The 21,009-nt window shown below is 57.6% G+C and carries 21 protein-coding genes; 19 read left to right on the top strand and 2 right to left on the bottom strand.

The window, feature by feature from the left end; translation table 11 throughout:
- The first annotated feature begins 11 nt into the window (after positions 1-11).
- The 9 genes from ADB08_RS10680 (at position 12) to ADB08_RS10640 (ending at position 7,333) form a co-directional block, all read left to right on the top strand.
- Positions 12-647, top strand: a complete 636-nt coding sequence (locus ADB08_RS10680) for an HIT family protein (protein WP_042388668.1) — start codon at positions 12-14, stop codon at positions 645-647.
- Positions 641-1,342, top strand: coding sequence for a phosphatidylinositol phosphate synthase (pgsA, locus tag ADB08_RS10675; protein ID WP_049173006.1), 702 nt, complete (start codon positions 641-643; stop codon positions 1,340-1,342). The genes ADB08_RS10680 and pgsA overlap by 7 nt, the downstream gene beginning before the upstream one ends.
- 11 nt (positions 1,343-1,353) lie before the next feature.
- On the top strand, positions 1,354-2,256 hold the full coding sequence (locus ADB08_RS10670; RefSeq protein ID WP_049173004.1) for a phosphatidylinositol mannoside acyltransferase: 903 nt from the start codon (positions 1,354-1,356) through the stop codon (positions 2,254-2,256).
- Between the two features lie 2 nt (positions 2,257-2,258).
- On the top strand, positions 2,259-3,401 hold the full coding sequence (locus ADB08_RS10665; protein ID WP_049173000.1) for a glycosyltransferase family 4 protein: 1,143 nt from the start codon (positions 2,259-2,261) through the stop codon (positions 3,399-3,401).
- 53 nt (positions 3,402-3,454) lie between these two features.
- Positions 3,455-3,958, top strand: a complete 504-nt coding sequence (locus ADB08_RS10660; protein WP_016422677.1) for a hypothetical protein — start codon at positions 3,455-3,457, stop codon at positions 3,956-3,958.
- 139 nt (positions 3,959-4,097) lie between these two features.
- Positions 4,098-5,000 carry a pyridoxal 5'-phosphate synthase lyase subunit PdxS gene (pdxS, locus tag ADB08_RS10655; protein ID WP_049172998.1) on the top strand — a complete coding sequence of 301 codons (903 nt, stop codon included), beginning with the start codon at positions 4,098-4,100 and terminating at the stop codon, positions 4,998-5,000.
- A 2-nt stretch (positions 5,001-5,002) separates the two neighbouring features.
- Positions 5,003-5,881: an acyl-CoA thioesterase gene (locus ADB08_RS10650; protein WP_049172996.1), complete on the top strand. Its 879-nt coding sequence runs from the start codon at positions 5,003-5,005 to the stop codon at positions 5,879-5,881.
- Positions 5,881-6,501: a pyridoxal 5'-phosphate synthase glutaminase subunit PdxT gene (gene pdxT / locus ADB08_RS10645; protein ID WP_049172994.1), complete on the top strand. Its 621-nt coding sequence runs from the start codon at positions 5,881-5,883 to the stop codon at positions 6,499-6,501. The genes ADB08_RS10650 and pdxT overlap by 1 nt, the downstream gene beginning before the upstream one ends.
- Before the next feature lie 79 nt (positions 6,502-6,580).
- On the top strand, positions 6,581-7,333 hold the full coding sequence (locus ADB08_RS10640; protein WP_049172992.1) for a YebC/PmpR family DNA-binding transcriptional regulator: 753 nt from the start codon (positions 6,581-6,583) through the stop codon (positions 7,331-7,333).
- A 155-nt stretch (positions 7,334-7,488) separates the two neighbouring features.
- On the opposite strand, the gene ADB08_RS10635 is transcribed toward ADB08_RS10640, so the two are convergent.
- Complete coding sequence (locus ADB08_RS10635; protein ID WP_049172991.1) at positions 7,489-7,953, bottom strand: DUF3817 domain-containing protein; 465 nt, start codon at positions 7,951-7,953, stop codon at positions 7,489-7,491.
- 115 nt (positions 7,954-8,068) lie between these two features.
- Between ADB08_RS10635 and ruvC the strand changes: the two genes are divergently transcribed.
- The 8 genes from ruvC (at position 8,069) to ADB08_RS10595 (ending at position 17,404) form a co-directional block, all read left to right on the top strand.
- Positions 8,069-8,626, top strand: coding sequence for a crossover junction endodeoxyribonuclease RuvC (gene ruvC / locus ADB08_RS10630; RefSeq protein ID WP_049172989.1), 558 nt, complete (start codon positions 8,069-8,071; stop codon positions 8,624-8,626).
- 82 nt (positions 8,627-8,708) lie between these two features.
- On the top strand, positions 8,709-9,329 hold the full coding sequence (ruvA, locus tag ADB08_RS10625) for a Holliday junction branch migration protein RuvA (RefSeq protein ID WP_049172986.1): 621 nt from the start codon (positions 8,709-8,711) through the stop codon (positions 9,327-9,329).
- Positions 9,330-9,395: 66 nt separating this feature from the next.
- The gene (gene ruvB, locus ADB08_RS10620; protein ID WP_049172984.1) at positions 9,396-10,508 is read left to right on the top strand and encodes a Holliday junction branch migration DNA helicase RuvB; all 1,113 of its coding nucleotides are present in this window, start codon (positions 9,396-9,398) and stop codon (positions 10,506-10,508) included.
- 68 nt (positions 10,509-10,576) lie between these two features.
- The gene (yajC, locus tag ADB08_RS10615) at positions 10,577-11,038 is read left to right on the top strand and encodes a preprotein translocase subunit YajC (protein WP_049172982.1); all 462 of its coding nucleotides are present in this window, start codon (positions 10,577-10,579) and stop codon (positions 11,036-11,038) included.
- Between the two features lie 300 nt (positions 11,039-11,338).
- Positions 11,339-13,264, top strand: a complete 1,926-nt coding sequence (secD, locus tag ADB08_RS10610) for a protein translocase subunit SecD (protein ID WP_049172980.1) — start codon at positions 11,339-11,341, stop codon at positions 13,262-13,264.
- A gap of 6 nt (positions 13,265-13,270) precedes the next feature.
- Positions 13,271-14,488, top strand: a complete 1,218-nt coding sequence (gene secF / locus ADB08_RS10605) for a protein translocase subunit SecF (RefSeq protein ID WP_049172978.1) — start codon at positions 13,271-13,273, stop codon at positions 14,486-14,488.
- A 110-nt stretch (positions 14,489-14,598) separates the two neighbouring features.
- Entirely contained in the window at positions 14,599-15,135 is a 537-nt protein-coding gene (locus tag ADB08_RS10600; RefSeq protein WP_049172976.1) for an adenine phosphoribosyltransferase, read from the top strand.
- A gap of 7 nt (positions 15,136-15,142) precedes the next feature.
- Entirely contained in the window at positions 15,143-17,404 is a 2,262-nt protein-coding gene (locus ADB08_RS10595) for a RelA/SpoT family protein (protein WP_038628875.1), read from the top strand.
- Between the two features lie 122 nt (positions 17,405-17,526).
- On the opposite strand, the gene ADB08_RS10590 is transcribed toward ADB08_RS10595, so the two are convergent.
- Complete coding sequence (locus tag ADB08_RS10590; RefSeq protein ID WP_191620908.1) at positions 17,527-18,399, bottom strand: peptidylprolyl isomerase; 873 nt, start codon at positions 18,397-18,399, stop codon at positions 17,527-17,529.
- Positions 18,400-19,007: 608 nt separating this feature from the next.
- Between ADB08_RS10590 and ADB08_RS10585 the strand changes: the two genes are divergently transcribed.
- Both ADB08_RS10585 and hisS read left to right on the top strand, forming a co-directional pair.
- Positions 19,008-19,679, top strand: coding sequence for an MBL fold metallo-hydrolase (locus tag ADB08_RS10585; protein WP_049172972.1), 672 nt, complete (start codon positions 19,008-19,010; stop codon positions 19,677-19,679).
- Between the two features lie 43 nt (positions 19,680-19,722).
- Entirely contained in the window at positions 19,723-21,006 is a 1,284-nt protein-coding gene (hisS, locus tag ADB08_RS10580) for a histidine--tRNA ligase (protein ID WP_016422691.1), read from the top strand.
- Positions 21,007-21,009: the final 3 nt, after the last annotated feature.

The raw sequence follows: 21,009 nt of genomic DNA, 5'->3' as shown, positions 1-21,009 counted from the left end.
CAACGAAGGGGATGGCAGTGAATCAGTCGGGAAGTGAAGAGTTGCCTCCGCAACAGCAGGGCAATGCCGGCCAGCAGGAATCGTCTGATGGCGTATACGTCGACAGCGGTTACGGCGAACCGGATCGGCTCACGCGCTTATGGGCACCGTACCGGCTGGACTACATTGTCAAGCGTGGTGTGCATAACTCCAAGCCATCCCGTAACCCCTTCGTTGATTTGCCGAAGCAAAGCGATGAGGAAGCACTCATTATCGCTCGCGGCGAGTGGGTGTACGCCGTTTTGAATCTGTTCCCGTACAACCCAGGGCACCTCATGGTGGTTCCATATCGCGAAGTTGCCAACCTTGAGGACTTGACCGACGAAGAAACGGCCGAGATGATGCGGTTTGCCAAGCATGCGGTTCGTACTCTCAAATCGGTTTCGCGTCCGCACGCCGTCAACGTAGGTTTCAACTTGGGCAAGGCCTCCGGCGGTTCGGTTGCTGACCACCTGCACATGCACGTTGTGCCGCGCTGGTCCGGCGACAGCAATTTCATGACCGTGATTGACGGCACCAAGGTGTTACCGCAGGCGCTTCGTCAGACGCGCGAATTGCTTGCCGACGGCTGGCGTGCCCTCAATCAGGAGGATGGGGCAGCATGCTGAGTGTCCGTGGCAGGGCTCCAATCCGCCCAGTAGTTGAACCGGTAGCCGCTGCACTTTTGCGGGTCGGGATTAGCCCGAACACGGTCACCCTGGTGGGAACTGCAGTTTCCGTTCTGCTTGCGGTAATCCTGATTCCTACCAACCATCTTTTTGCAGCGGCGGTTTCAATCGCTATTTTCACAGCTTTTGACCTGCTCGATGGCACGATGGCCAGACTTCGAGGGCAGGGAACGAAATACGGAGCGACGCTCGATGCTTCCTGTGACCGCATTACTGATGCTGCACTGTTCGGGGCGATAGCGTATTGGGTGGTGTATCACCATGACGCGGATCCAGTGCTGCTTATTCTGACACTGATTACCATGGGGTCTTCCCAGGTCATTTCCTACGTTAAGGCTCGGGCAGAGGCCAGCGCCCTTAAGGTCAACGGTGGTCTCGTCGAACGTGCGGAGCGCCTGATTATCGGCCTAATCGGCATTGGGCTCCAGGGGCTTGGCGTCGACTATGCCCTCTACGTCGCGATGTGGCTCCTAGCGATTGGGTCGGTATTCACCGTCGTCCAGCGCTTGTACATGGTGGCTAAGCAGCCAGGAGCGTTGGATCCCATCGCCCCGCCAGAAGGCGCAGCTGATAGTTCATCTATTAACCCTGACTCTGCTCCGAAGTCCACGGGTTCGGCTGATTCCAACAACTAAAGGAGGACACAGTGACTAGTTTCTTCCTGCCTCGATCGAAAGAAGATTTCGTTGCGCTCGGCTATATGGCCGGGTGGAAAATTTTTGGTCTGCTGCCGGAACGCGTGGCCTACCGTATCGGCAACATAGCCGCCGATCGTGTAGCAGCAAATCCCGCGACTACCCGCCAGCTTCGCAAGAACTTGGCTCGCGTTATGGGCTGTCCACCTGAGGAAGTGCCGCAAGGTCTTATTCGGGCTTCCATGCGCTCCTATCTACGTTATTGGGTGGAGGCATTCCGGTTGCCCTCCATCGCGTCGCCCGAGTTGGCAGACACGGTCGAGTCCACCAGCGATGGGCTCGAACGAGTTGCTGAGGCCCTCGAGGCAGGAGATTCCATCGTCATCCCACTGCCGCATTCTGGTAATTGGGATATGGCAGGTATGTGGCTCGTTTCCCGGCATGGCCGGTTCAGTACCGTGGCGGAACGGCTGAAGCCAGAGGTGCTTTACGACGCTTTCGTGGAGTATCGCGAATCCCTCGGATTCCGCATTCTCCCGCTTACCGGTGGCAAACCCGCGATGCCGGAACTGCAGAAGCGATTGGAAGACGGTGGCGTTGTGTGCCTGCTGTCTGATCGTGACTTCGGCGGCCACGGGGTCCCGGTCACTTTTTTCGGCGAGCAGACTACCATGCCGGTCGGTGCAGCAAAGCTGGCACTGGACACTGGCGCTCGGCTTATGCCCGCGGGCCTGTCCTACACGCGCGATGGCTGGCGTTTTGTAGCGCATCCATTCGTGCCGACTGAGGGGCGCAATCTAGCTGATATTGTCCAGGACATCGCTACTGTTTTTGAATCTGATATTGCCCAGCATCCAGCGGATTGGCACATGATGCAGCCACTGTGGCCAGCGGATAAGAAGAGGTCAAAGTAGCTGTGCGAATCGGAATGGTGTGCCCTTACTCGTTCGATGTCCCAGGCGGTGTTCAAGCTCACGCGATTGACTTGTCTGAGGAGTTCATCCGTCGCGGCCACGAGGTCAGTCTTATCGGCCCAGCTAGCGCGCAGGCGGACGTGCCGGATTTCGTTGTTCGAGGTGGTGCCGCCATCCCGATTCCATACAACGGCTCGGTCGCTCGGCTGTCTTTTGGTCCCCGCACCAGCCGTCGAGTCCGCACGTGGATTGAGGAGGGTAGCTTTGACATCCTTCATATCCATGAGCCGAATTCGCCCAGTTTTTCAATGCTGTCCTTAGTGAACTCGGTCGGCCCAATTGTCGCGACCTATCACTCTGCGGCGACGGACTCCCTGGCATTGAAGTTGGCCACGCCATTTTTGCGGAAGTACCTTGAACGCATTCGGGGAGGCATCGCTGTCTCGGAAGTGGCTCGCCGCTGGCAGGTTGAGCAACTCGGCGGCGACCCGGTTCTCATTCCCAATGGTGTTCGTGTTGGAGATTTCGAGTCCTGTCCGGCCGCCTCATCGTTGCCCGAGATTCCGCCGCGGCGTGAGGGGTTCTATCGGCTTGTGTTCCTCGGACGCTTCGACGAATCCCGCAAGGGCTTTGACGTTCTGCTCGACGCGTTGCCGGCAATATGTGCGGAGATTCCACAGCTTGAGGTCTGTGTTGTTGGTGATGGTGATGTCGCAGCAGCACGTCGTAAAGCGGGCAGAAACGCAGATGTCCTGCATTTCGTCGGCAGACTGTCGGAGGACGCTAAGGCGTCAATCCTCGCCGATGCGGATGCGTACATTGCCCCGCAGCGTGGTGGGGAGAGTTTCGGCATCGTGCTGGTAGAGGCGATGGCGGCGGGTGCGCCGGTGATCTCCAGCGACATCGATGCGTTCAAACTCGTGCTTGACGACGGCCATTACGGGCTCCACTTTGAAAACGGTAACTGTTCAGACCTTGCGGATGCAGTCGTACGCCTTTTGAGGCAGCCAAAGTTGGGGGAGGAGCTTCGCGTACTCGGGCATAAACGGGCTTGGGAGTATGACTGGTCGCAGGTCGCCGACGGCGTTTTGCGTGTGTACGATACGGTGCGCATGGATGGCGAAAAAGTCGTCATTGCGCCATAGAGATTTCCGTCGTGGCAACTGATTAAACGCAGCGGAGTGAAAGTGGGTTTTCGGTGGACGTAACCGTTCCAATCTGGGTCGTTGTCCTAGTCATTGCGCTGATTGTCGTGCTTGTTAGCGGTTTGGTGGCTTCATCGACAGCGACGCGTTTGAACCGTATGCACATTCGCACGGACTTGGCGCGTTCCTCATTGGAAGCAGCGTTGGGGCGAAGGGCCGCAGTTGCTCGTGCCGCCTACCCGGAGCTCGCCGGCGTAGTGACAAAGGTGGAAGCCACACCACTTCGAGCCAACAACACTGGGCAGCGCGCAGACGTGGAAAACGAACTGACTAGGAAAATTGTGGCGCTCTATGAGGAACAACCTGTGGACCGGACGATGGCAATTGAGCTTTCTGACGCACACACCCGGCTCGAGCTCGCCCGCCGTTTCTACAATGATGCGGTAACGGATACGAAAGCACTGCGAGCCAGGCCGCTAGTGCGCGCGCTGCGGCTGGCGGGCACTGCACCTGAACCGGAATATTTCGATGTTGCAGACGGGCTGACAACGGCTTAATTGTGGGAAAAACCGCCGTTGTGCTGGAAGTTCGTTGTGTTTTCTGACTCAATGAACAGCACTGTCTAGTTCAGGCGTTATAGTGTTAGACGACTACAAACAGTCACATTCACCAGTTTTATTAGGGAAGTAGGGTTCGTTGAGCACGGTTGAGAACAACTCCGGGCAGGGCACCGCACGCGTGAAGCGCGGTTTCGCTGAGATGATGAAGGGCGGCGTCATTATGGACGTCGTTACTCCGGAGCAGGCCAAGATCGCTGAGGATGCCGGCGCAACTGCCGTGATGGCGCTGGAGCGCGTCCCCGCCGATATTCGCGCAGAGGGTGGCGTGTCGCGTATGTCCGACCCGGACATGATTGAGGGCATTATCAATGCCGTCTCCATCCCGGTTATGGCCAAGGCCCGTATCGGCCACTTTGTTGAGGCACAGGTTCTGCAGTCTCTCGGTGTTGACTTCATTGACGAGTCCGAGGTTCTGACCCCGGCCGATTACTCGAACCACATCGACAAGTTCGAGTTCACCGTGCCGTTCGTCTGTGGTGCGACCAACCTGGGTGAGGCTCTGCGCCGCATCAACGAAGGTGCTGCCATGATTCGCTCGAAGGGCGAGGCCGGTACCGGTGATGTCTCCAACGCTGTAACTCACATGCGCACCATCCGCGCTGAAATTAACCGTCTGCGTTCCATGGCTCCGGACGAGCTCTATGTTGCTGCCAAGGAGCTGCAGGCGCCGTACGAGCTGGTACGCGAGGTCGCTGAGACCGGTAAGCTACCGGTCGTGCTGTTCACCGCAGGTGGCATTGCGACTCCAGCTGACGCTGCAATGATGATGCAGCTCGGTGCCGAGGGCGTCTTTGTTGGTTCCGGTATTTTCAAATCCGGTGATCCGGAGAAGCGCGCCAAGGCTATCGTGCAGGCAACCCAGCACTACGATGACCCGAAGGTCATTGCAGATGTCTCTCGCGGTCTCGGCGAGGCGATGGTTGGCATCAACGTCGACGAGATTCCGCAGCCGCACCGACTCGCTGAGCGTGGCTGGTAAAAATGGCTAACATCCGCGAGGTATTAGATCTGGAACAGATTGACCGGGACATTTTCCGTGGCCCAGTCATTAAGTCAATCCTGCAGCGCACTTTCGGTGGCCAAGTTGCCGGCCAGTCCCTCGTCGCGGCGACGCGTACGGTGGGTAATACCTTCGCGGTGAACTCCCTCCACGCCTACTTTGTAGGCCCGGGTCGCCCCCATATCCCGACGGTGTACATGGTCAAGCGTATTCGCGATGGCCGGTCTTTCTGCCACCGCTCCGTCGAAGCTGTGCAAGATGGCCGTACGATTTTCGTCATGCAGGTCAGCTTCCACCGCAAGGGGGATGAGGGACTCGAGCACTCTGACGTGATGCGCAAGGTGCCAAATCCTGAAGATGTGATCACCGACACCTCAGAGATGACGAACACCCGCCGCCTGCTTATGCGCGAGTGGGCGGATTGGGATATCCGGGTAGTGCCGGATGATCAGTTCGAACACAACAAGTACACCCCGTCCCAGCAGTTGGTGTGGTTCCGGTGCAAGGATCGCCTGCCGGATAACGAAACCTTCCACGTCTGCACGCTGGCGTACATGTCGGATATGACGTTGCTGTCATCGGCACTCGTTCCACATCCAGGCGTTGAGGTCCAGGAAGCCAGCCTCGACCACGCTATGTGGTTTATGCGTCCGTTCCGTGCGGATGAATGGCTGCTCTACGACCAGATTTCGCCATCGGCGCACGCTGGTCGCGCACTGACTCACGGTCGCATCTTTAACCAAAAGGGCGAGCTCGTGGCCGTCGTCACGCAGGAAGGGCTGACCCGAAGCCTGGCCCCGGGTGTCGAGCCCGTGCCAGTGGCGACGAACTTCGATGCTCGCAGTGAGAACCTAGATTAATGACACAGGAAACAATCGGTATCCTCGCTCTTCAGGGCAACGTTGCCGAACACGGATATGTTCTCGACCAGCTCGGCGTGCGGCACCGAAAGGTGCGCTTGCCGCGCGATGTCGAAGGGCTTAGTGGCCTTATTTTGCCCGGCGGCGAATCAACGACCATGAGCAAGTTGATGGTCTTCAATGAGCTTGAAGATCCGCTGCGGGAAGCCCTCCGCGATGGCCTTCCGGCATACGGCACCTGCGCAGGCATGATTTTGCTTGCCGACGAAGTGCTCGATACCCGTCCGGATGCCGTTAGCCTGGGAGCGATTGACATTACCGTCCGTCGTAACGCATTTGGGCGGCAAGTGGATTCCTTCGAAACTGACTTGGATATTCCGCAGCTGGCGATTGGCGGTGACCAGCCGCCTGTGCACGCCGCCTTTATTCGTGCTCCGTGGGTCGAGCGTGTCGGTGATGATGTTGAGGTGCTAGCGCGGGTGCCAGAATCGGCCGGAGAGACCGCAGGTACAGTGGTCGGAGTACGGCAGGGGTCTGCGATGGCCACCAGCTTTCACCCGGAGTCGACGGGGGAGACGCGGCTCCACGAGTTCTTTTTGCGAGAGCTTGTCGGCATTTAAATCCCCGGTTTGTATAATGAACACTTGACGAATTCCCATCTACATGGGTATTGACGAGAGGAATGGTAGGAACTAGCACATGGCGGGTCATTCAAAATGGGCAACCACAAAGCACAAGAAGGCTGCTAATGACGCCAAGCGCGCCAAAGAGTGGGCAAAGATGATCAAGAACATCGAGGTCGCGGCTCGTACCGGCGGCGGTGATCCTGCTGGTAACCCCACCCTCGATGACATGATTAAGAAGGCCAAGAAGGCCTCGGTTCCCAACGACAACATTGAGCGTGCCCGCAAGCGTGGTTCCGGCGAGGAGTCCGGCGGTGCTGACTGGGAGACCATTGTCTACGAAGGCTATGCACCTGGTGGCGTCGCTTTGATTGTGGAGTGCCTGACGGATAACCGTAACCGTGCTGCTTCCGATGTGCGCTCGGCGTTCAACAAGAACAACGGCAACATGGCGGACAACGGCGCCGTGGCGTACCTCTTCGAAAAGAAGGGTGTCGTCGAGTTGCCGAAGGGCGAGCTGACCGAGGATGACCTGCTCATGGCGGTTCTCGATGCCGGTGCAGAGGAAGTCAACGACCTGGGTGAAAAGTTCGAGGTTGTCTCCGCCTTTACCGATCTGATGAATGTCCGCACCGCTCTTGTCGATGCCGAAATGGAGTACGACTCCGCAGATCAGGACTACCGCGCTTCTACCACAGTCGCTCTCGATGCTGACGGCGCACGCAAGCTCTTCCGTCTGATTGACGCTCTCGAAGAGTCCGACGACGTGCAGAACGTCTACTCGAACGCCGACATCAGCGACGAGGTCATCGCCGAACTCGACGACTAGGCGTTTTCTTGTCGACGGTTCTGCTGACTGGCTTCTCGGCGTTAAAGGGTGCCCGTGGTAGGGCAGTCCGCAGCGCTGAATTGCTCGGCGAGCTGGTGTGAATAGAAAATCCCCATCGGAGAATCGTCCGATGGGGATTGGTTTTTATGGGTGTCCTAGGAGAACCACTGAGTCGGAGGTCCGGCCATCAGCAACAGTGTGAAGACCACCGCGAGAACAATCAAGATGACGAACGCCGAGATAAAGGGGCGACGAATAATCATGGCGAGTGCCCACTCGAATATGCCCTGTGGCTCCTCGGATTCGTCGGTAAAGCGCCAGGGCCGATCCAGAAGGCCTGCCTTCAGGGTGTTTCGTTCAAACGGATAGGTTGCGAATGGAATGATAGAAGAGGCGAGGCCGATGACACCGCGGCCAAAGCTCCACTGCTGGTTGATCCACACCATGATGGTGGTGACTACGTAGCACAGGAACGTAAAGCCGTGGATGCTGCCGAAGATAGTGGTGGCGACGTCCGTGACTTTGAACAGGTACTTCAGCGCCAGGCCTAAAAGCAGCAGAGCCCACGTGACCATTTCAGCTGCAGCGAGAACGCCGTAGAGCTTCTTCGGTGAATTCATGGTGTTAAACGTATCAGAACCAACGGTTGGTACTCCTTCTAGCTACGATACAAACAGCTGTTCGAAATATGGTATTAGTGGAGGAGTGAATTATCGAGCTGGATCTCTGCGGGTGATGGGCATCGACCCTGGCCTTACTCGTTGTGGTCTCTCCATTGCGGAAGGCGCTCAGGGCAGGAAAGTCATTCCCATTGCTGTGGGGGTCGCCCGCACACCTACCACGGCGTCGTTGGAGGATCGTCTTTTACGGCTTTCCAATGCCGTGGAGCAGTGGATGGATGAGTACGAGCCGGACGTGGTTGCGATGGAACGGGTATTCGAGCGCGGCAACGTGTCCACCGTGATGCAGACGGCGCACGCGGTTGGTGTCCTTGTCCTCGCTGCGGCGAGACGGGGCTTGGAAGTGCATATGTACACGCCATCGGAGGTAAAGAAGGCGCTCACCGGCAACGGTCGAGCTGATAAGAAGCAGATGACCATGATGGTGACGAGAATCCTTGGGTTGGAAACTCCGCCAAAACCTGCAGATGCAGCGGATGCTTTGGCCATCGCTATCTGCCACTGTTGGCGTGGTCCGGTTCTGCAACGCCAGCGCGATACCTTGGCTGCGCTTGCGAAGCAGCACGAGGAGCGGGAGTTGGAGCTTTCTCGCCGTGAGAATCGCTCGCGGTAGGGGAGCTTGCTAGAGAACACTTGTGAGTTCGGCGTTTATCGCGGTGTCTTTAGGGAAGCCGTAGTGAAAGGAATTGTGAGAAGTGATTGCATCTCTTCGCGGTGAAGTTATCGACCTCGGTGCGGACTATTGCGTTATCGAGTGCGGTGGTGTCGGGCATTTGGTCACCATTACAGGCAGGCTAGCTTCCCAGTTGGTGAGGCATGAGCAGACTTTTATGTTGACCACAATGGCGGTTCGTGAAGACGCGATTACGCTCTTTGGTTTTGCCAATTCACAGGAACGTGAGATGTTTGCGCTCTTGCGCACTGTCTCGACGGTGGGGCCGAAGGTAGCGATGTCTGTTCTTTCTGTACTGTCGCCGGCGGAGATTGCCAGTGCGGTCGCCTCAAAGAATGCGAAGGCCTTGCAAGCAGCTAACGGCGTCGGCAAGCGATTGGCGGAGCGCCTGTTGGTTGAATTGAAGGATAAGGTCGAGGTTTTCGCGGACAGGGCGGTATCGCCGCCGGAGGAAGCTGCAAACGGAGCAGCACCTGGCATTGTTTTGAAGGCAGATCTGGATCAGGTCGTTGGTGCTTTGGTCGGGCTTGGGTTCCCGGAAGCTGACGCGAATGAGGCAGCGGAGACCGTTGTTCGGATTGATCCGACCTTGGATACTTCAATGGCGCTGAAGGCGGCGCTAAAGACATTGGGCGAGAAGTAAATCCAGGTCAAGGACCTGCAGCTACATTGATGATGAAAATTGGCAGTGCACTAGGATGAGGGGACTATGAGCGATATCGAGCGCACGGAGTTTAACGTGTCGGGCAATCCCTTCAGGGACTCTTTAGGTGGGAAAGCCAACGACCATTTTGGCGGTGGTGGAAATGGTGCACAACGTGATGTCGATGCCCGCGCTCAGGTCGAGGAAGTCGATGCGGAATCGAACCTGCGACCAAAGTCGTTAGGGGAGTTCATCGGCCAACCCAAGGTCCGCGAACAGCTGGATTTAGTGCTTTCCGGGGCACGGGGGCGAAATGTGACTCCGGACCACATTCTGCTGTCGGGACCTCCCGGGCTGGGTAAGACCACCATGGCCATGATTATTGCGCAGGAGATGGGGAGCTCCCTGCGAATGACCTCCGGTCCGGCGCTTATTCGCGCTGGCGATTTGGCAGCAATGCTGTCGAACATGCTCGAGGGCGATGTCCTGTTTATCGATGAGATTCACCGCATTGCCAGGCCAGTGGAAGAAATGCTGTACATGGCAATGGAAGATTTCCGTATTGATGTCATCGTAGGCAAAGGGCCTGGAGCTACGTCGATTCCACTCGAGATTCCACCATTCACGTTGGTCGGTGCGACGACGCGCTCGGGTATGCTGACTGGCCCACTGCGTGACCGCTTTGGTTTTACCGCGCAGATGGAGTTCTATGAGGTCGAAGATCTGACAAAGGTGGTTACCCGTGCCGCTGGGATCCTCGGGGTAGACATCAGCCCGGAGGCTGCAGTGGAGATTGCGTCGCGTTCGCGCGGTACACCGCGAATTGCCAACCGTCTGCTGCGTCGCGTCCGCGATTTCGCCGATGTCCACTCCGGTGGCGTTATTGATCTTGGTGCGGCTAAGGCAGCGCTGATTGTGTTCGATGTCGACGAGCTGGGGCTCGACCGTCTGGATCGGGCAGTGCTGACAGCCCTGGTCAAGGGACACGGCGGTGGGCCGGTGGGGGTAAACTCGCTGGCACTGGCAGTGGGTGAGGAGCCCTCGACCGTGGAAGAAGTGTGCGAACCCTACTTGGTACGTGCAGGAATGATTGCGCGCACATCCCGTGGACGCGTGGCAACTGCCCGAGCATGGCGGCACTTGGGGCTACAGCCCCCGGAGGGCACTATCGGAGAATAGCTTTCCCCCAAATCCTGTCCCAGGGCAGTGTGGAATAGCGAGCAGGCAATTCGTTAAACTCGACAGACATGGATCAAACTATTCTCCTCCTACTTATTTTCTTGTTCCTGGCGCTGCCGATTTGGCAGATCGTCAAGCAGAACAAGCAGGTGCGCACCATCCGGGAAATGCAGGATAAGCTGGCCCCTGGCGCGGAGGTCATCACCGGTTCCGGCATGCACGGCGTGGTCGTTGATACCACCGACACAACCGTTGACCTAATCATCGCTGACGGCATCGTCACCCGTTGGGAGAAGGGCGCTATTGCCCGCAACCTCACTACCGGCGCGGGAGCTAGCTACGCTCACCGCGACCAGCGTGGCAGAGTTTCCGATGCGCCGGACGACCACATTGGCGATGTGCAAGAAATTACCGGCCACGGTCCGGCTGATAATGCGGCTTCGGACAGCAACGAGCAGGCCGCGAACCCGGATACAACGAGCAATTCGGATAATCCGGGTACAGACGATTCCACTTCCACCGAAAAGTAGTAGCAGTTTTTGTACGCCCACGCCCTGCCGGTTTGCATGCATCCAGGCTGCAGCGTTAGCGGGCGCGACCCAGGTTTCGCCGTCGGCAAGCGTGGGAAGATTTTCACTAAACAGGTACAAGTCAAAACCGGCGCAGGCCGCTAAATCGGTTATCCTCTAGCGGTTGGTGTTTATAGCCTTGCTTGGCGACGCCCGCAATGCCCCTACCTGGTATTGCGCGAGTTCGCGGTGCAGTTATAGACACGCGTTTCAACCCGAAACGTTCAAGTACCTAAACGTCACGATTCAGGAGACTTTGCTTTGAACAGCAAATCCAGATCTGGTGCGAATACATTCAAGAGGAACTGGCCGCAGTGGCTGTTGGCACTGTTTGTTGGCTTCCTCATTCTTACGTACGCACTCGTCTTTTTCACCGGCGGCGGATCAGCCAAGCCAAAGTTGGGCATCGACTTGCAGGGTGGTACCCGAGTAACCCTGGTGCCGCAGGGCGAAAAGCCGACGCGCGATCAGCTGGACCAGGCTCGCAAGATTCTGGAGAACCGCGTAAACGGCATGGGCGTCAGTGGCGCTCAAGTTGTCACTGACGGTGACACGCTGGTCATTACCGTGCCGGGTGAAGACTCCCAGGAGGCACGTTCCCTCGGACAGACTTCGCAGCTGTTTTTCCGTCCGGTAGACCAGCCCACGCAGGGCCCTGATGAAGCTGCCTTTGGTGAAGTAGTCAAAAAGACCGCAGAGGACTGGGTTTCGGTCGGTGTCCTGTCGAAGGAGGACGCCACCAAGCGCGTCGATGGCCTGTACAAGGACATGAACGAGACGCAGAAGCGTGCAATTGATGCCTTCAAGGAACAGAACCCGGACCAGCCGGTCCCGGAGGAACTGTCCAAGTCGCTGGGCGAGGCCCCGAAGCTGGACGCAACGGCTCCGGCAAAGCCGGCGAACTCGATTGAAGCGGCAGAGCTGCGTACGAAGGTTCGTGACGTGCTGTTGGCGACTCGCCAGTCCGACGATCCAACGACACAGTTTGCAGCCGCTGCGCTAATGACCTGCGATAACCGCGATGCAGTTGATCCGCTACAGGGTGCCGATGACCCGGCCAAGCCGCTGGTGACCTGTGCGCCAGAAGGCGGTAAGGCAATCTTCCTGGGCAAGGCTCCTCTGTTGATTGGGCAAGACGACGAGGTCAAGGGCCAGCGTCTGTCCGGCGATGCTATCGACACCAATGCGCCGATTAGCGGTGGCTACGATCAGCAGTCTGGTCAAATCCAGGTCTCCTTTAGCTTCAAGTCCGGTAAGAACGACACCGGCGCTCGTACCTGGACCAAGCTGACCAATGACTACCTGCAGCAGCAGGTCGCCATCGTGTTGGACTCGAAGGTTATTTCCGCGCCGGTGATTCAGGAGGCAACCCCGGTCGGTTCAGCTACTCGAATCACGGGTGATTTCACTATCGATGAGGCACAGGCGCTGGCGAATAACTTGCGTTACGGCGCACTGCCACTGTCCTTCGCAGGTGAGGACGGCGAGCCGGGCGGTACCACTACGACCATTCCAGCCATGCTGGGGTCGGCCTCCCTGGAGGCCGGTCTGCTTGCCGGCATTATCGGTATTGCTCTGATTGTCGTCTACGCAATCGTTCTTTACCGAGGCCTCGGAGCCATCTCGCTGGTTTCACTGGCAGCAGCTGGTGCGATGGTCTACGGCGTACTCGTGCTGCTCGGTCGCTGGATTGGCTACTCACTCGATCTCGCTGGTATCGCCGGTATCATCATTTCCATCGGCGTGACAGCTGACTCCTTTATCGTCTTCTTCGAACGCATTAAGGATGAGATTCGTGCGGGTAGGACTTTCCGCTCTGCGGTACCGCATGCTTGGCGACGAGCACGGCGTACGATCCTGTCGGGTAACTTTGTGTCCATCATTGCGGCTGTGGTCCTCTACATCCTGGCTGTTGGCGATGTGCGTGGTTTCGCATTCACGCTTGGTCTTTCCACGGCATTCGATATTGTGACCGCCTTCCTGGTGACTGCGCCACTGGTCATTCTGGCTACTCGCAAGTGGCCGGCACTGTCCAAACCATCCATGAATGGCTTTGGTTCAGTCATGGAGGTCGCTAACAGGAACAAGTCCGTAGCTACCGGTAAAAAGGCTGTCACCTCCAATGCAGCCGCCAGTGCAGTTGCCGACACCGCTTCGGCTGACTCCGGCGCGAATGAGGGGAAGTAGGAATCCATGAATACTACTCAGACGAATCCGGCGCTGACTAGCGAAAATGACGCGGCTAACGAGGACTCATTCTTCCGCCGCCTCTACACCGGCGAGGGTGGAATCAACATCGTCGGTAAGCGGAAGCGCTGGTACCAGATTGCGATTGCCGTCATTGTCGTTGCTTTAGCATCGATGCTGATTCGAGGGTTCAGCTTCGGTATCGATTTCGAGGGCGGCACCAAGATGACTATGCCGCCTGCGTCAGTGTCGACTGAACAGGCTGAGGAGGTCTTCACCGACGCCACCGGCGTCAAGCCGGAGTTGGTGCAGATCATCGGTTCTGGCGAAGGCCGCATTCTGGAAATCACCTCAGAGAAGCTGACTCAGGACGAGATTAATAGTGCTCGCGTCGCACTGAACGACGCATTCAAACCCGTCGACGCACAGGGGGAGCAGACCCCGGATGCGATTGGTGACTCGACCGTTTCGGAGTCGTGGGGCTCGTCGATTACCAACCGCATGCTGCTGGCTGCAGTAGTGTTCTTGGGCTTGGTATTCGCCTACATCACTATCCGCTTCGAGCGTGACATGGCCATTTCTGCCATCCTCGCCCTGGCCGTGGACGCAATCGTGATTATGGGCATCTACGCGCTGATCGGCCTTGATGTCACCCCGGCCACCATTATCGGTCTCCTGACCGTGCTGTCGTTCTCGCTGTACGACACCGTCGTGGTCTTCGACAAAGTCGACGAGAATACGGCAGGCTATCGTTCATCGACACGTAGAAGTTACGCCGAGCTGGTGAATCTGGCTGTCAACCAAACCATCATGCGTTCTATCAACACCACAGTGTCGACGCTGCTGCCAATCCTGGCACTGATGATTATCGCCGTGGGCATGCTGGGTGTCGGTACGCTGAAGGATTTGGCGCTGGTCCAGCTCATCGGCATTATTCAGGGCACGTTCTCCTCGATTTTCCTGGCTTCGCCGCTGTTGGTAACGCTCAAGTCGCGTCAGCGTGAATACCGCAAGCATGATGAAGCGGTGCTGGCCGCTCGCACAAAGGTATCTGCTGGGGAAGACTCGAACACTGAGTCGGCTGCCGCCGATGCCGCGGAGGGCACGGGCGCGGAAGACGCGTCGACAAGCGAAATGGAACAGTCGACGCCGAAACGAACGGTGAAGACTCCGAAGCTTGAGGGCGATGAAAACAAGCCGCTGTCCTGGCGTCCGGGGCAGTAGGAGGTAGCGCCTCCCAGTGGTTCGGGTGAAACTACTTTAAAAGCGCATTGTGCGGGTATCGTTGACAGGTACCCGCACTTTTTCTTTTTGCCGAAAAGGAGCTTAAACCTGTGTCGTATGCACACGCGCGTGAGGCATTAGCTGATCAGATTCGGTTTGTGCCCGATTTTCCAGTTGAGGGCGTACTGTTCGAGGACCTGACGCCGGCGCTTGCCGACGCCACGACGTTCGCCCTGCTTGTGGACGAGATTTCCGCCAAGGTGGAAGAGTTCGGGGCCGATATTATCGGCAGCCTCGATGCGCGTGGATTCCTGCTGGGTTCTGCGGTGGCATACAAGCTCGGACTGGGAGTGCTCGCTATTCGTAAGAAGGGCAAGCTCCCACCACCTGTGCTGACGGAGACCTATGAACTGGAATACGGTACGGCCGCGCTTGAGATTCCGGCTAGTGGGTTTGAGCTGAAGGGCAAGAAGGCCGTACTTGTCGACGATGTGTTGGCAACTGGTGGCACCCTGTGTGCAGCTCGCGCCCTGCTAGAGACAGCTGGTGTCGAGGTGACCGGGCTGTGCACCGTGCTGGAGGTTGAAGGCATGGGCGCTCGGGAGAAGCTTGCTGATCTGCCTCTGTACGTGGTTAATAAGGGGTGAATGAGCCATGGCTGAAGGGCCCGCACGCCGTTATGGTGCTCGCCTAGCGCGAAGCCTTACCGGAAACAGAACGAAGACCCGCCCGGTGCTAGATCCCCTTGTCGCGGTGCATCGGCAGGTGCATCCGCGCGCGGATTTAGCTGTGCTTCAGCGTGCCTACGATACCGCCGAGCGCCTTCACGACGGCGTGTACCGGAAATCCGGCGAGCCATACATCACTCACCCGCTTGCAGTCGCCACTATTGCCGCCGAGATTGGTATGGATACCACCACGCTGGTGGCGGCGCTGCTGCATGACACGGTCGAGGACACCGATTACACGCTGGAGGACCTGGAACGGGACTTCGGCCCAGAGGTCGCGCGCCTAGTCGACGGCGTGACCAAATTGGACAAGGTTGCGTTGGGCTCCGCCGCCGAGGCAGAGACCGTGCGAAAGATGATTATCGCCATGAGCCAGGACCCGCGCGTGCTGGTTATCAAGGTGGCCGACCGACTGCATAACATGCGCACAATGCGTTTCCTGCCGCCGGAAAAGCAGGCTAAGAAGGCCCGCGAGACCCTCGAGGTGATTGCACCCCTGGCGCATCGTTTGGGAATGGCCAGCGTGAAGTGGGAGTTGGAAGATCTCTCCTTCGCCATCTTGTACCCGAAGAAATACGACGAGATTGTGCGTTTGGTCGCAGACCGAGCGCCGCAGCGGGACCGGTACATCCAGGAAGTCTCCGAGATGATTCAGAAGGATCTGAAGGAGTCTCACATTGCTGCTGAGGTACAGGGCAGGCCGAAGCACTACTGGTCGATTTATCAGAAGATGATTGTCCGCGGCCACGAGTTCGACGAGATTTTTGACCTGGTCGGACTTCGAGTTCTGGTGGACACGACCAAGGACTGCTACGCCGCCATGGGTGCCGTCCACTCGCTATTCAAACCCATGCCGGGGCGATTCAAGGACTATATTTCCGCGCCGCGCTTCGGGGTTTACCAGTCGTTACACACAACGGTCATTGGTCCAGGTGGGGCCCCGCTAGAAGTGCAGATTCGCACCCATGAGATGCACTACAACGCTGAGTACGGCATTGCCGCACACTGGCGCTACAAGGAAACAAAAGGCTCTCATAAGGGAGATTCCGCCGAAGTCGATCAGATGGCGTGGATGCGTCAGCTGCTGGATTGGCAGCGCGAGGCCGCAGATCCTAACGAGTTCCTGGACTCGCTGCGCTATGATCTCTCAGTCACTGAAATTTTTGCGTTCACGCCGAAGGGTGATGTCATCACTTTGCCCGCGGACTCCACGCCGGTCGACTTTGCCTACGCGGTCCATACTGAGGTTGGCCACCGCTGTATTGGTGCCAAGGTCAACGGCAAGTTGGTGGCGTTGGAATCACCGCTAAAAACCGGTGACCGCGTCGAGATTTTCACGTCCAAGGATGCCCATTCTGGTCCGTCCAAGGACTGGGAGAAGTTCGTTAAAACTCCCCGTGCGCGGGCAAAGATTCGCCAGTGGTTTGCCAAGGAGCGACGCGAGGAGGCACTCGATGCCGGACGCGATGCGCTGGCGGCAGAGGTACAGCGCGGTGGTCTGCCGATGCACCGCCTGTTCACTCCGGCGTCCATCAAGCAGATTGCCTCCGAGCTGCACTATGCGGATGTCGATGCGCTCTATACCGCGATTGGTAAGGGGCAGGTATCGGCTCAGCATGTGACGCACCGTCTGATGGCGCAGTTCTCGAGCACAGACGATGCCGAAGAGCAGTTGGTCTCGCGCACTCCGATTTCGAAGATGAGTGTGCACAATACTCCGCGTCGCGCCGACAGCACCGGCGTGCTTGTGGAGGGCAGTGCGGATATGGCTGCCAAGTTGGCCAAGTGCTGTACACCGGTGCCTGGCGATGCCATCTTTGGTTTCGTCACCCGCGGTGGCGGTGTCAGCGTGCACCGCACGGATTGCACCAATGCGGAAAAACTCCACCAGGAACCCGAGCGCATTATCGAGGTTTCTTGGGCGACAGATTCCTCCGGCGCAGTGTTCATGGTCACGGTGCAAATCGAAGCACTTGACCGTCACGGACTGCTCTCGGAGATTACTCGCGTCTTCTCCGATCAGAAGGTCTCAATCCTGTCGACGTCCTCCCATACCTCCGATGACCGCGTTGCCGTAATGCGTTTTAGCTTCGAGGTTTCGGACACTAAGCAGATGGGCTATATCTTCAACATTCTGCGCGGTGTCGAGGGAGTCTTCGATGTCTACCGCATTACTTCTGGTCAGTAGCCGGTTTATCAGCGCATCGATATGTGAATAAAGATTGAGGCCGCGTCGGTATTAAAACAGGGCCAAGGTGAAACACCTTGGCCCTGTTTTTGATGAATTTCTCAATCAGTTAGTTGAGTCAACTACTTGACTTCCGCCTTCTCAATACGGACTTCCTTAGCTGGCTTACCGTCAGAGGTACCGCCACCCTCGATACCATTCTTCGCAATGTCCGCAACCGTCTTGGTGCCCTCGTCAGTCATGGAGCCAAGCACGGTGTACTGCGGTGGCAGCTGAGAATCTGCCCAGTTGAGGAAGAACTGGCTGCCGTTGGCATCCGGGTCGCTCGGGTTTGCCATGGCGATAGAGCCCTTCGGGTACACCAACGGGGTGTTCTGATCCAGACCGGAATCCTTGACCGGCCACTCGCCAGCGAACTTGAAGCCCGGGCCGCCGCTACCGGTACCAGTCGGGTCACCACACTGCAGAACGTTCAGGCCACCACCGGTAATACGGTGGCACACGGTGTCGTCGAAGTAGTTGGACTTGGCCATGTGCTCAATCGCATTGACACCGCAAGGTGAAATAGCGCGGTTCAGCTCCATCGGAATGTCGCCCTGGTTAGTCTTCAGAGTGATGGTTACAGTGCCAGTGGCGGGAACATTGTCGGTAGCTGGCTTATCGATATCCTTCGATGCCTCGCCATCATCCGGGTAGTCACAGGTCACGGTTTCCGGAAGCGCGGAAGAGCGCTTCATCGGAACCTTTTCACCGCTGACGGGAGTAGCTGTCAGAGCTGCAGGTTCGACTGGAGTCGTGGATTCATCAGCGGCCTCATTGTCGTCAGCGCCGCCAGCCGTGGTCAGCAGGTAGATTCCGCCACCGATAAAGAGCAGGATAGCCAAGGTGGTTACGACAACACCCAGTGGCTTCAGCTTCTCGGCACGTGCACGGCGCTTAAGTTCGCGCTCGAGCGTCCGCATCGCATCTTTGCGCCTTTGCTCATTATTGGCCACTAGTCTCTCTCCGTATCTCTTAGTCATCGATTGCCGGTGACGGCACACCAGCGGACGGTTTTGCCCATAGATAGTGACCGAGTTTGAGGTGAAAGCTCAGTCGGTCACCGTCGCGTACACAATCGACCATTATGCCCGGAGTCGGTTCTCATTTGCGAGATGACAGGCCAAGTCGGCATGGGAAAGGGCGTTCCGCTTTAGCACGTAGAGCTTCGACAGCTTCTTTGATGCCGACACCGGGGTGTTGGCGACGGTACTTCTTCACCTTCTCCGGCGTGATGCAGCTCTTACTTCTGCCTGTGCCTTCGACAACACGACTACGACAACGGCGAGTTAGACTCCTTGCACCCAGGCTTATTGCGGCTGACATGAAAAGGATGAAGGCCAGTCGCGGATAACCTGCTAGAGCCGTTCCCACAGCTGTCAGGATGAAAAAGGTGATAGTGGCTGAGTACGTAATCTGCATAAAAGCTTCCAATCGTCAGTTCCAATTGCCAAGAACAGTTCTACGAGTTTCGCCACCTATCAGCCGTCGTTTTAGCGGGAACTTAACAGCGTGATAAATGAACCCAGCTCGAGCCAAGCAGACACTCGATAGAATGTGCGCTATGGAGATATTTGGATTTGCAGCCGGCCCTTTTCAGACCAACTGCTACGTGGCAACAGGCGCTCCGGGGATGGACGATTTGGCTACCCCGTGCGTGATTATTGACCCGGGCATGGGAGCGTTCGAGGTAATACGCGGCGAGGTTGAAAAGCGAGATTGGAAGCCGGAAGCAATTCTGCTGACCCATGGTCATATCGACCACGTCCGCGATGTCGCGGAGGCCGCCGACTTCTGGGATATCCCTGTCTTCATTCACGAAAGCGACAATGTGTTGCTGGCCAATCCGAAACTCGGCGGTTCTTCTTTCGGACACCTCTTTGACATCGAATCCATGCAGGCTTATACAAAAGCTGGTTTCTTCGAAGATGGCGACGAAGTTAAGTGGGCAGGGTTAAATTTCGAAGTCATTCACGCACCGGGTCACTCTCCGGGGTGCGTAATGCTGCGCGCTTCCGATGGGGAAGATGAGATTATCTTCAGCGGGGATGTCCTCTTTAAGGGGGCTATCGGTCGCGTAGATTTACCGGGCAGTAGTCCGGAGCACATGCAGCAGTCGTTGAAGGATAAGGTCCTCCCGCTGGCGAATGACCTCATGATTCTTCCGGGCCATGGCTCCGCATCGTCGATAGGCGAGGAGCGCGAGACCAACCCCTTCCTTCAAAACCTCACCTAGCCTGGCTGACACGTCGTGAGAGTTGGCAGGTAGAGTTAGCGGAGTGAACTCTAGCCAGAAGCCAAAGAAGTTGAAGCCATTCTCCGCGCCCAAGGGCGTGCCGGATTACGTCCCGCCGGTCTCCCGCGAATTCGAGGCGGTGCGAAACTCATTCCAGCACCGCGCACGACTTGCGGGCTATGAGCACATTGAGCTGCCAATTTTCGAGGAAACCGGGCTTTTTGCACGTGGCGTAGGTGAATCGACGGACGTCGTCACCAAGGAGATGTACACGTTCGCCGACCGCGGCGACCGTTCGGTCACCCTGCGCCCGGAGGGTACCGCGGGCGTGATGCGCGCGGTCATTGAGCACAATTTGGACCGCGGTCAGTTGCCGGTCAAGCTTTCCTACGCGGGGCCATTCTTCCGCTATGAACGCCCGCAGGCAGGCCGTTACCGTCAGTTGCAGCAGGTGGGCGTAGAGGCAATCGGCGTCGATGATCCTGCGCTGGACGCTGAAGTCATCGCGCTTGCCGACGCATGCTTCCGCGGTATCGGGCTCGAAGGCTTCCGCCTTGAACTGACAAGCCTTGGCGACAACACCTGCCGCCCTGAATATCGCGCTAAGCTGCAGGAGTTCTTGTTTGACCTGCCTCTGGATGAGGAAACGCGCCACCGTGCAAACATCAACCCGCTGCGCGTTCTCGACGATAAGCGACCGGAAATGCAGGAAATGCTTGCCGACGCGCCGCTGATGCTGGACCACCTTTCTGACAGCGCTCGCGGTCACTTTGAAGCTGTGACTGGACTGTTGGATGACATGAAGGTGCCCTATGTCATCAATCCTCGAATGGTGCGCGGACTGGACTACTACACCAAGACGTGCTTCGAGTTTGTTCACGACGGCCTTGGTGCTCAGTCGGGTATCGGTGGCGGTGGTCGCTACGACGGGCTGATGGCGCAGCTAGGCGGCCAAGAGCTGTCTGGAATTGGCTTTGGTTTGGGTGTGGATCGCGCGCTGCTCGCACTGGAAGCAGAGGGCAAGCAGGCCAGCGATGGTCGACGCGTCGATGTGTATGGTGTTGCGCTCGGTGAAGAAGCCGCTCACGCTATGGCGGTGCAGATCAATAAGCTGCGCCAAGCGGGTATCCGCGCAGATATGTCCTACGGCGGCCGCGGTCTGAAGGGCGCGATGAAGGGTGCCGATCGCGCTGGAGCCCGATTTGCGTTGGTCCTCGGCGAGTCTGAATTGGCCGCGGGCGAGGTTCAGCTGAAGAACCTTGAGTCCCACGAGCAGCACGCAGTCGCCCTAGATGCACTGGTTCAGGAGTTGCAGTCGCGCATCTAGGAA

This window comes from Corynebacterium sp. 239_CJEI, assembly GCF_001055995.1.
Classification (GTDB): Bacteria; Actinomycetota; Actinomycetes; order Mycobacteriales; family Mycobacteriaceae; genus Corynebacterium; species Corynebacterium jeikeium_D.
Note: the sequence above shows the minus strand (reverse complement) of the source record. Positions and strands in the feature narration are given on the sequence as shown.

Excerpts from the sequence above, each read along its gene's own strand:
- ADB08_RS10680 (WP_042388668.1), top strand. The coding sequence starts at position 12 with ATGGCAGTGAATCAGTCGGGAAGTGAAGAGTTGCCTCCGCAACAGCAG.
- pgsA (WP_049173006.1), top strand. The coding sequence starts at position 641 with ATGCTGAGTGTCCGTGGCAGGGCTCCAATCCGCCCAGTAGTTGAACCG.
- ADB08_RS10650 (WP_049172996.1), top strand. The coding sequence starts at position 5,003 with ATGGCTAACATCCGCGAGGTATTAGATCTGGAACAGATTGACCGGGAC.
- pdxT (WP_049172994.1), top strand. The coding sequence starts at position 5,881 with ATGACACAGGAAACAATCGGTATCCTCGCTCTTCAGGGCAACGTTGCC.
- ADB08_RS10640 (WP_049172992.1), top strand. The coding sequence starts at position 6,581 with ATGGCGGGTCATTCAAAATGGGCAACCACAAAGCACAAGAAGGCTGCT.
- ADB08_RS10635 (WP_049172991.1), bottom strand. The coding sequence starts at position 7,953 with ATGAATTCACCGAAGAAGCTCTACGGCGTTCTCGCTGCAGCTGAAATG.
- ruvC (WP_049172989.1), top strand. The coding sequence starts at position 8,069 with ATGGGCATCGACCCTGGCCTTACTCGTTGTGGTCTCTCCATTGCGGAA.
- ruvB (WP_049172984.1), top strand. The coding sequence starts at position 9,396 with ATGAGCGATATCGAGCGCACGGAGTTTAACGTGTCGGGCAATCCCTTC.
- yajC (WP_049172982.1), top strand. The coding sequence starts at position 10,577 with ATGGATCAAACTATTCTCCTCCTACTTATTTTCTTGTTCCTGGCGCTG.
- secF (WP_049172978.1), top strand. The coding sequence starts at position 13,271 with ATGAATACTACTCAGACGAATCCGGCGCTGACTAGCGAAAATGACGCG.
- ADB08_RS10595 (WP_038628875.1), top strand. The coding sequence starts at position 15,143 with ATGGCTGAAGGGCCCGCACGCCGTTATGGTGCTCGCCTAGCGCGAAGC.
- ADB08_RS10585 (WP_049172972.1), top strand. The coding sequence starts at position 19,008 with ATGGAGATATTTGGATTTGCAGCCGGCCCTTTTCAGACCAACTGCTAC.